This window comes from Streptomyces fradiae, from assembly GCF_041270065.1.
Lineage (GTDB): Bacteria > Actinomycetota > Actinomycetes > Streptomycetales > Streptomycetaceae > Streptomyces.
The window spans coordinates 4424371-4433401 of the sequence record NZ_CP065958.1 but is presented as its reverse complement, the minus strand read 5'-3'; the positions used below and the strand labels follow the sequence as shown (position 1 = coordinate 4433401).

Annotated in this window: 13 protein-coding genes; 3 read left to right on the top strand and 10 right to left on the bottom strand. The window is 70.1% G+C overall.

Features of this window, described 5'->3' with window-relative positions; all coding sequences use genetic code 11:
- Positions 1–86: 86 nt before the first annotated feature.
- The gene (locus tag JAO84_RS20245) at positions 87–1538 is read right to left on the bottom strand and encodes an MFS transporter (RefSeq protein WP_370414133.1); all 1452 of its coding nucleotides are present in this window, start codon (positions 1536–1538) and stop codon (positions 87–89) included.
- Positions 1539–1737: 199 nt separating this feature from the next.
- On the opposite strand from JAO84_RS20245, the gene JAO84_RS20240 reads away from it, so the two are divergent.
- Both JAO84_RS20240 and JAO84_RS20235 read left to right on the top strand, forming a co-directional pair.
- A complete protein-coding gene (locus tag JAO84_RS20240; RefSeq protein ID WP_370414132.1) occupies positions 1738–2427 on the top strand; it encodes a hypothetical protein in 690 nt (229 codons plus the stop codon).
- A gap of 99 nt (positions 2428–2526) precedes the next feature.
- Positions 2527–3540: a hypothetical protein gene (locus tag JAO84_RS20235; protein WP_370414131.1), complete on the top strand. Its 1014-nt coding sequence runs from the start codon at positions 2527–2529 to the stop codon at positions 3538–3540.
- Here JAO84_RS20235 and JAO84_RS20230 read toward each other — a convergent pair.
- From JAO84_RS20230 to JAO84_RS20190, 9 genes are all read right to left on the bottom strand, one after another.
- Entirely contained in the window at positions 3524–3991 is a 468-nt protein-coding gene (locus JAO84_RS20230; protein ID WP_370414130.1) for a GNAT family N-acetyltransferase, read from the bottom strand. The genes JAO84_RS20235 and JAO84_RS20230 overlap by 17 nt on opposite strands.
- Entirely contained in the window at positions 3988–4878 is an 891-nt protein-coding gene (locus JAO84_RS20225; protein ID WP_370414129.1) for a hypothetical protein, read from the bottom strand. The genes JAO84_RS20230 and JAO84_RS20225 overlap by 4 nt, the downstream gene beginning before the upstream one ends.
- On the bottom strand, positions 4794–5411 hold the full coding sequence (locus JAO84_RS20220; protein ID WP_370414128.1) for a hypothetical protein: 618 nt from the start codon (positions 5409–5411) through the stop codon (positions 4794–4796). Before JAO84_RS20220 ends, JAO84_RS20225 begins: the two co-directional genes overlap by 85 nt.
- A gap of 83 nt (positions 5412–5494) precedes the next feature.
- A complete protein-coding gene (locus tag JAO84_RS20215) occupies positions 5495–5893 on the bottom strand; it encodes a hypothetical protein (protein WP_370414127.1) in 399 nt (132 codons plus the stop codon).
- A 36-nt stretch (positions 5894–5929) separates the two neighbouring features.
- Positions 5930–6142 (bottom strand): hypothetical protein, encoded by a 213-nt coding sequence (locus JAO84_RS20210; protein WP_370414126.1) that lies wholly within the window; start codon positions 6140–6142, stop codon positions 5930–5932.
- A gap of 229 nt (positions 6143–6371) precedes the next feature.
- Positions 6372–7220 (bottom strand): helix-turn-helix domain-containing protein, encoded by an 849-nt coding sequence (locus JAO84_RS20205; protein ID WP_370414125.1) that lies wholly within the window; start codon positions 7218–7220, stop codon positions 6372–6374.
- Positions 7221–7240: 20 nt separating this feature from the next.
- Entirely contained in the window at positions 7241–7765 is a 525-nt protein-coding gene (locus tag JAO84_RS20200) for a DUF6879 family protein (RefSeq protein ID WP_370414124.1), read from the bottom strand.
- Entirely contained in the window at positions 7737–7979 is a 243-nt protein-coding gene (locus JAO84_RS20195) for a hypothetical protein (RefSeq protein ID WP_370414123.1), read from the bottom strand. Before JAO84_RS20195 ends, JAO84_RS20200 begins: the two co-directional genes overlap by 29 nt.
- A 148-nt stretch (positions 7980–8127) precedes the next feature.
- Complete coding sequence (locus tag JAO84_RS20190; protein WP_370414122.1) at positions 8128–8397, bottom strand: GntR family transcriptional regulator; 270 nt, start codon at positions 8395–8397, stop codon at positions 8128–8130.
- Positions 8398–8543: 146 nt separating this feature from the next.
- Here JAO84_RS20190 and JAO84_RS20185 point away from each other — a divergent pair, with 146 nt between their 5' ends.
- Complete coding sequence (locus JAO84_RS20185; RefSeq protein ID WP_370414121.1) at positions 8544–8822, top strand: hypothetical protein; 279 nt, start codon at positions 8544–8546, stop codon at positions 8820–8822.
- Positions 8823–9031: the final 209 nt, after the last annotated feature.

The window sequence follows — 9031 nt, the reverse complement described above, 5'->3', positions numbered from 1 at the left end:
GGGAATCCTCTCCGGATACGGGAAAGGGGCCGCCCGACCTCCGGCGTGTACCGGACATCGGGGCGGCCCCTCGGGGCACGTGCTGCTTAGGCGGAGACCTTGTCGCCCTGCGGGGCGGCGGCCGGGGCGGCGGCGGCCTCGGCGGCGACCGCCTTGTCGGACTTCATCACCAGGAGGGTGATGATGCCGCCGACCGCGGCGATGATCGCGGCGCCGACGAAGGCGGCGGAGAAGCCCTCGGTGAGCTTGGGCAGGTTGCCGAGCTGGGCGGCGCCCTGGGACATGGCGACGGCGGTGAGCGCGGCGAGGCCGAGCGCGGAGCCGACGTTGTAGGTGGTGTTGACGATGCCGGAGGCGAGTCCGGCCTGCTCCTGCGGGGCGCCGGACATGGCGGTCATCATCGTGGGGATGTAGGCGAGGGACATGCCGAGCGCGGCGACGAGCGAGGCCGGCAGGACGTCGACCAGGAAGGTGCCGGTGGGCTCGACGGCGGCCAGCCAGACCAGGCCGGCGGCGAGGACGAGGAGGCCGATGCCGATGAGCGGCTTGGCGCCGAACTTGCCCATGAGGCGGGCGGTGATGGCCGTCATGAAGATCATGAGGAGCACGGTCATCGGGAGCAGCGCGGCGCCGGAGGCGAAGGCCCCGTAACCGAGGACCTGCTGGAGGTAGAGGTTGAGGAAGTACCACATCGGGATCCAGGCGGCACCGAGCAGCGTCATCGCCAGGTTGGCGGAGCCGAGGCGCGGGACCCGCCAGACGCTGAGCGGCATGAGCGGCTCGCGGATGGACTTCTGGATCACGAAGAAGAGGCCGATGAGGACGACGGCGCCGATGAGTTCGAGCACGGTGGCGGTGGCGCCCCAGCCGACCTCGGGGGCACGGACGACGGCGAAGACACCGAGGGCGAGACCGGCGGTGACGGCGACGGCGCCGATCACGTCGACGGAGCCGCGGCGGGACTCGACCTTCGGGAGGAGCTTGGTCGCGGCGAGGGTCGCGAGGCCGATCGGGACGTAGATGACGAAGCACAGCTGCCACCAGGCCCACTCGGTGAACACGCCGCCGAGGAAGACGCCGGCGGTGCCGCCGGCCGGGGCCGCGGCGCCGTAGAGGGCCATCGCCTTGCCGAGCTCACGCGGGTCGTGCATGAAGAGCATCATCAGCAGGGTCATGGCGGAGGGCGCGATGAGCGCGCCGCCGACACCCTGGACGGCGCGGCCGACGATCTCGACCCAGGCGGTCTGGGCGGCCGCCGCGACGATCGAGCCGGCGATCATGATCGCCCAGCCGGAGACGAAGATCTTGCGGGCGCCGACGAGGTCGGAGAGGCGGCCGCCGAGGAGCAGCAGTCCGCCGAAGACGATCACGTAGGCGTTGAAGACCCACTGCAGCTCGCCCTGGGAGAAGCCCAGTTCCTCCTGCATCTTCGGCAGCGCGACGCCGATGATCGAGGTGTCCATGATCACCATGAACTGCGCGGCGGCAAGCACGGCAAGTGCCCACCAGCGCCGGGGATTGACGGTTGCGGTTGACATTGCCCTGACCCTTCGCTTGCGATGACATACCCCTGGGCATACCCCTGGGGGGTACCTGCACGGAGGACCGTAGCATACCCATGGGGGGTATGTAAGAGCGAGATGAGGGCGGCGTCGGGGCGAGATGAGCGCGCGCCGGTACAAGACGGAGGCCCGGCGGGGAGGGGTGCCGCGGGGTGCGGGCGGCAGAATGCCCTCCATGACCGCCCCGATGAAGGCAGACCAGGCAGACCGGGAGCAGGAACTGCTCCACCGCTGGACCACGACGCTGCTCGCGGCGCGGGCCGGCCGCGGGGGCCCCGACCCCCTGCCGTACGGCCGCAACCTGCTCGACCGCTGGTCCGAGCCGCAGCGCCACTACCACACCGTCGACCACCTGCGGGCGGTCCTGCGGCGCATCGACGAACTGGCCGACCAGGGCGGCGAGGGCGGGGAGCTGGAACTCGTACGCCTCGGGGCCTGGTTCCACGACGCCGTCTACCGCCCCGACCGCAGCGAGAACGAGGAACGCTCGGCCACCCTCGCCGAACTCGCCCTCACCGAACTCGGCCTGACCCACCACGAGGTCGCCGAGGTCGCCCGCCTCGTCCGCCTCACGGTCACCCACGACCCGTCCCCCGGCGACCTGAACGGCGAGACCCTCTGCGACGCGGACCTCGCGATCCTGGCCGCCGACCCCGATACCTACCAGGGGTATACGGCCGCGGTCCGCGAGGAGTACGCCTTCGTCCCGGACGCCGCCTTCCGCGAAGGCCGCGCCACCATCCTCCGCCAACTCCTCGCCCTCCCCCGCCTCTTCCGAACCCCGTACGGCGCGGCGGCCTGGGAGGAGCGGGCCCGGGAGAACCTGGAGCGGGAGCTGGGGGAGCTGACGGGGGCGGCGGGCTGACGGGCGGACGGGGCGGGGTGCGGGGTGGTGCGGGTGGTGCGTATCTTCTCGCCGACCGCCCCTGTCGAGGGGTACACGTCAACGAGAGGGCAAAACCCCGTGCGCTTCAGAACGATCCGTGCAGCCGTCGCGACCGCCGGAGCACTCGTGCTCACCCTCGCGGGCGCGGCCCTCGGGACCGCGCCCGCGAACGCCGCCTCGACCGGCTTCGAGTACGAGGTGACCCGCAACGCCGGCGCGTACCTCGACGTGCCCGGCACCGAGATCGCCTTCGACGCCGCGGCCGGGGAGCGCTCGTACCTGTGGTCGCGCTACTTCGTCACCGAGCCGGTCGACGCGCTCTCCGCCGGCGACAACATCGGCAACACCTTCGCCATCCGCTGCCGCAACGCCGACGGCACCGCCCTGCCCACCGCCACCGAGGCCGGCTCCTACTGGGCCGCCAACCTGGTGCCCGCGATCGAGAACAAGCTGACCTCCGCCCTGCGCTGGGTGTTCGTCGCCCCCGCGGCCGGCAGCTACACCTGCCGCCTGTCGATCGTGTCGTACTCCTCGATCATCGTGAACGGCCGCACCGTCACCATGCGCGTCCCCGCCGGCGCCGAACTCGCCCGCCAGACCTACCCCGTCTACACCGACATCACCCGCTGGACCCTCCTCGCGGGCAGCGGCACAACGGTCGCCCGGGGCACCACCGCCACCACCCTCGGGTACACGGTCACCCCGACCGCCGGCAACCGCCTCTCCCTCTACCAGGACGCGGCCCTGTCGACCTGCGCCGCCGGCTCCTCGATCTGCTCCGGCGGCACGACCGCGTACGACGGCACCGTCGTCGAGACCTGGGTCGAGGCCCAGCCTCGCAACGCCGACGGCTCCCTGTGCGGCGGCCCGATCGCGGGCCCGGTCTCCCGCTGGGACATCACGAACGCCAAGCACCACCAGAGCGCGGCGAACACCCTCACCCTGACCACCGCCCAGCTCGGCGGCTGCACCCAGGTGCGTACGACGCTGAAGGTGCGCAACGTCGACGGCAACCCCGTCAAGATCCACGACGGTTACGCCTCCGGCACCATCGCCGCCACCCACGGCTCGGCGATCACCTACACCGTCTGACCCGGCGGTACTCGACCATCCCGTCTCGGAGTCCGAGCCGCGCGAAACCCGACTTCGTCAGGACGCGGCCGGACACCGGATTGTCGGGGTGGTGCTTGGCGCCGAGGGAGGTGAGGCCGGCGGTGGTGAAGGCAAAGGCGACCAGCTGCCGGACGGCCGCCGTGGCGTGGCCACGGCGCCAGGTGTCCTCGCGCAGGACGTAGCTGACCCGCCCATGCGCGTTCGGTCGGCGGCCTAGTTTCACCACGCCGATGAGATCTCCGCCATGGTCCACGCCGAGGATGTACTGGACCACGGGGTCCGCGGCGGCCCACTCCCGCACACGCGCGACATACTCCACGGCTTCCCCGGCCGTCATCTCTGATCGGCCGAGGAAGTTCACGGCGGCACCGCTGTAGATGCGATGGATGGCCGGAGCGTCGTCCGCCGTCAACGCCCGGAGCGCGATCACCGCGTGAGCCGGTCGACCACGGCGGCGGCCGTGGGCCGCTGCCCCGGAGCGGGCGCTAGGCACGCGCTGATCACGTCCTCGAACTGCGGAAACGGCCAAGGCCGGACATCCGACAGCGGGTACGTGCTGCCCTTGGCGATGGCCGCGAGCTTCTCCCTGCGCACGGCACCGTCCTCGTAGGCGACGGGGCGTCGCCCCGTCCAGCACCAGAACAGCGAAGCCCCGAGCCCCCAGACGTCGGCGGGCGGCTCGGCCTGTACGTGCGTGTCGGCAGCGGTGGTCAGGACGGCGTCCGCGATCTCGGGGGCGGTGGTGTGGGTGAGCGCACCGCGATACGGCAGACGCGGCCCGTCGCCCGGGCCGCAGGCAAGGGCGTAATCGATGAGTACGGCGCGGCCGCCGGGCGTGACCAGTGTGTTGGTGGGCTGGACATCCGCGTGCGCCCACCCGACGGCATGCATACGGGCCAGCCCGTCGGCCCACGTCCGGGCGACGCCGAGCAACCACGCACGCGTGTCACGGGTGTTGCCGTCCCACGCGCGGGCTCGGGCGAACGCCTCCCACACCGGCGCCCCCTCGACCCAGCGCGCCGCGAGCCAGCGACCGCCCGTCCAAGCTCCTGCGTCGACCCGGTAGCCAGGGTCCACCGCGCCCGCGTCGATGAGGCGTACAAGATGCACGCCCTCCTGCGCTGTCTCGGCAGCCTTGTCTCCCGCGCTGTCGCCCTCGGGATCGTTCGCCTTCAGGACCACGGCCCCGCGAGGCCCGTCGATCTTCCAGACCCGCGAGCCGCGCCGATCGCTCAGGAGCCGGACCGCGAGCGGTTCGCCGACCCTGCCTTTGAGCCGGTCGACGGCTTCGCCAGGGGGAGGAAGCCCTTCGCCCATCTGCGGATCTCCTGCCAATCGTCGGGAAGGTGCGCGCAGACGTCACGACCGTCGTCGTCGGCCACGGCGAGCGCCGAGGCCAGGCCGGGAGTCGCATGGAGAAATCGAGGGTCGCGCCGACGGATGGCGGCTCTCACCGGGAGGAACGAGACCGGAGCGGCCGGGGTGCGGCCGCCGGCCTGGGTGGTCTCCCGCTCCCCGGCGTAGAACTTGCCGAACATGATCCCGACCTGGGCGTACAGGTTCTTGAGAGCCCAGTGCGGCCACGCCAGCAGATCGCGGTGCCGGACGCCGGGCACCTCACCCAGGACGACGACGTTCTCGCACCGCAGGAAGCCATGGGGCCGGCGGACCAGGGGCCGCAACCACTCGGCGGCCCGCGCCCCGGCGTAGAACAGTTCGGCCTCCACCGCGAGCGCGTCCACACCGCCGACGGGGCGGTAGACGGTCCACGTGGTCAGCCCTCGCTCGACCGAGGGTCTGAGGTAGGGGCAGTGAGCGGTCATCCGCTCCACGTATCCGGCGATGTCCACGGACCGTGGCCTGGCGGTACGCGCCTCGACGAGCCGGAGTGCCCCAGCCGACGGCCGGGGCACTCCAGCCGCGCGCGTCAAGGTCACCGGGTCTCCGGTACGACATCGTCGCCGTCTCCGGTGGTCGGGCCGCAGTCCCACTCGGCCACGACCTCTCCGGTCTCCCGGTAGCGGGCGAGCGCGGCCTCGTCCAGGACGCCCTTCCCGTCGGTGAACCAGACCTCGGGCAGCGGCCCGTACGCCGCCTCGTACGCGGTCACCCAGCCGATGGGTCCGAAACCGCTCATGTCACGATGCCCGATGAGCCTCCCGGCGCACTCGCCGCTGAGGGCGTCGTACTCCGGAGTTCCGAGCATCCGGTGCCATTCCGCGTCCACAGCCCGGGAGAACATCTCGGCGGGGGCGTGGCCGTCGGCGAACCGCTGTCCGGCGATGGCGAGGAAGCGACCGAGCTCTCGGCGCTCGATGGTGAGGGGACTCATGGTGGTTCTCCTTGTCGACGGTGTTCTTGGGTGCGCTCACGAAACGAGCTGGATGTTGCCCGCGGCCGTGGTCCACTCCACGCCGGACGCGCCACGAATGTGTGCGACCCTGACGGTCCGGCCGCCGGTCTTCTCCTGGACGATCGCGGCCAGTTCACCTTCGCCCCGGCTGGCGATGTCCCGCACGGTCCTGTGCAGCCAGGGGTGACCGTCCTCATGGAAGAAGGACCCGACACCGACGCCGCTCACCGAGCGGACTCCGAGTAGGGCCTGTCGTCTTGCCGACAAGGGAGGGGCACGGTCATCGGCGTCTCCTCGGTGGAGTAGGCGCAGCGGGCCGCGGTGCGGCGGCGAGACGCGGGGCGGCCCGCTGCTTGGGGGGGGCCGCCCGGAGGGTCCTTCTGTCTCTGAGCGGCACTCAACACGCTAGAGAGACAGGGGATTTACCCTCAACGAAATTGCACCGACTTGCAGAGGCTCACCCGAGGGAGTCAATCGCTGCATTGATCCGCGCCTTCGCTTCGTCGCCGTAGACAGCCATCTTTGCCAGGTCGGCGAACGCACGGGCATAGTCGGCGATTTCGCGCGGCTGGGTCACATTGATCTCGGCTGTCAGGGTCTCCACGACGGCGCGTCGGTCGTCATACAGGTAAAAGGCTTCCATCGGCCAAAGGGTGCGGGAGGCCGTTGAAGGGATGACGCCAAGGGAGACAGAGGCAAGAGGCAACACGGCGAGGAGGTGTCGGAGCTGGCCGGCCATCGTCTCCACGTCCCCGATCCGAGAGCGAAGAACCCACTCCTCCATGACAACGGCGAAGCGGTGGCGTCCCTCGTACAGGAAGCGGCTGCGTGCGACGCGGGAAGCGACCGCCTCGACGACGTCATCGGGGGTGGCCCAGAACCGCGTGACAGCCTGAAGCACGGCTGTTGCGTAGGGCGCGGTCTGAAAGAAGCCCGGCATCACGTTGGATACGTAGACACGACAGAGGGCCGACTGCTCGTGCAGCGCGTAAAAGTCCTCCTGCACCTTGCGCAAGCCATTGCGCTGGAGTCTACGCCACTCAACGTACATGAAGTCGACCGCGCGGGCGCTGGCGACGAGGTCGGCGACTTGATCATCCGCCCCGCACGCGGCGCACCAGGCGCGGATGTCAGCGTCCGACGGCTGCGTCTTTGCGTTGATGATGCGGGAGGTCTTTGCGGCGTTCCATCCGCACCGAGCGGCCAGCTCATGCCCTCTGAGTCCCGCCTCCATCATCAGTTCCCGCAGGCGCGCGGCAACAGCCTCGCGTGCGGCCTGGGCGCTGGAAGACGGAGAGGAGGGCATGAGCAGTTGGCCGGATTTTGTCAGACGGTGTACTGCTCGTGTGGAATACCGCGCTCCCACACCGACTCGAAAGCGGACGCGCAGAGCTTCACCACGGCAGGGTCCTCGGTGAAGTCGGTGTGCATCCACCGGCTGTCTCCACCGAACACGTTGAACTGCACCAAGCGGTCATCGAACAGCCAGAAGTCGTTTCCGGGCAGTGCAATGTCCGACGCGCGCCGGCGCGGAAGCCAACGAACCTGTTCGCCTGCGCCGATAACCACCGTGGTACCTGCGTGCTCGAACCGGATGTAGTCCGTCACCGGTTCCGAGACGATCCGGGCCCGGCGCATCACCACCCCTCGGCCGACGGCCTCCGACACAAGGCCGACCCACAGCGCCCAGTAGGGAGAACCGGGGTCGGTGTTGGCGAAGCCTGCGCGCTTCCACTCCTCGAAGTCGTCCGCCTCTCCGGAGACGGCGTAGGAGTCCCGCATCTCAAGGTGAACCGCAGAGTGACGTGTCTCCTTCAGCAGTTCACCGAAGCTCTCGACGCTCTGCGTCATCACATGCCTCCCTGATAGCCCGCACCATCCTGGCTGGGATCCGGACCACTGTCTCGTGGTCCGGGATCGGACCGAAGGCAAGACATTCCGCCTCTGTCGCCTCGTCGATCTTCCAGCCCTGAAAGACCAGATCCGAGGTCTCCTCGTCCACGAACACCGTGGGAGAGCCGTTCACCCCGGACTTGTCGTCCTTCGCGATAAACCGTAGGGCCATGATTCCCTCCCGTACCAAGACTCTTGCGCGGTCTTGCGCGTCACGTTCCCGAATACCGATCGGAGCCGTCAAGACCGCACGGAGTGTCTGGCCGGGAAACGACGAAGCCACCCCTGGTCCATGGCGGGTTCGGAGCCGGACGGTCCGATCAGCCTGCGGACTCGCCGCCCTTCGGGCCGGTCGTGGACGGCAGAGGGTCGGAGACGAAGGTCCCCAGGCCGACCTCGCCCCGGGTCCAACCCTCTTCCCGTACGTGCCGCATGGCCTTCGCCGCCGTCGCGTTCACGACGCCGAACTCCTGGGCGATCTCCAGGGTGGACGGCACACGGCTTCCCGGCGGGTAGGTCCCGCTCTCGATGCGCCGGATAATCTCCGCCGCGATCTGTCGCCAGAGGGGTCGGGTGCGGTCAAGGTCCATGAAGTCAGCGTGGGTGACCGCAGGTTTCCGCGCATCCGTAGATAACCGTGGATAACTGCGGCTACAGTGTGGCCCGACACGCAAACGCCCCCGGGCGGCCGGCCAGGGCCGTTCCCAGGGGCTGACCGAAGAATGGAGCTTCGGCTGTGCGAAACCTTATCGCCGCGCTGCTCGCGCGGCTGCTGGGCCTGCTCGCGCCCGGTTCCGGGCCCCAGGGGCAGGCCGTTCGCCCCCGCTCCCCGTACGGTCTCGGGGAAACGCTCGACGGAGCGGACACCCCCCTCATCCGCCCCTACCTTGTCGCGCTCGAACGACAGGAAGAGCGCGCCCGCCGGCGATGGCGGCGTCTCAGCCTCTTTCTGGCGGCGGACTTCGGACTCGACCTGGACACCCGGGACATCCACGCCGCGGGGGTGGCATGGTGAGCGAGCCGACCCCTGACACGACGTCGCGGAAGCCGGTCCGCATGTGCGTGCGCTGTCACCACGTCACGGACGCACCCGTGATCGTCGCCGAGGTGCACCAGAACTCGGGGCCCGGGTGGAACGTGTACGCGTGCCGGGAATGCGCGCCGCACTTCCCGCCGCAGCCCGATGCCCTCGACCTCCTCCGGAACAGGCATCGCCCGCGGTCG

What these genes read in the sequence shown, in the direction of transcription:
- JAO84_RS20245 (WP_370414133.1), bottom strand. Translation starts at nt 1,538, where the DNA reads ATGTCAACCGCAACCGTCAATCCCCGGCGCTGGTGGGCACTTGCCGTG.
- JAO84_RS20240 (WP_370414132.1), top strand. Translation starts at nt 1,738, where the DNA reads ATGACCGCCCCGATGAAGGCAGACCAGGCAGACCGGGAGCAGGAACTG.
- JAO84_RS20225 (WP_370414129.1), bottom strand. Translation starts at nt 4,878, where the DNA reads ATGGGCGAAGGGCTTCCTCCCCCTGGCGAAGCCGTCGACCGGCTCAAA.
- JAO84_RS20215 (WP_370414127.1), bottom strand. Translation starts at nt 5,893, where the DNA reads ATGAGTCCCCTCACCATCGAGCGCCGAGAGCTCGGTCGCTTCCTCGCC.
- JAO84_RS20205 (WP_370414125.1), bottom strand. Translation starts at nt 7,220, where the DNA reads ATGCCCTCCTCTCCGTCTTCCAGCGCCCAGGCCGCACGCGAGGCTGTT.
- JAO84_RS20200 (WP_370414124.1), bottom strand. Translation starts at nt 7,765, where the DNA reads ATGACGCAGAGCGTCGAGAGCTTCGGTGAACTGCTGAAGGAGACACGT.
- JAO84_RS20195 (WP_370414123.1), bottom strand. Translation starts at nt 7,979, where the DNA reads ATGGCCCTACGGTTTATCGCGAAGGACGACAAGTCCGGGGTGAACGGC.
- JAO84_RS20190 (WP_370414122.1), bottom strand. Translation starts at nt 8,397, where the DNA reads ATGGACCTTGACCGCACCCGACCCCTCTGGCGACAGATCGCGGCGGAG.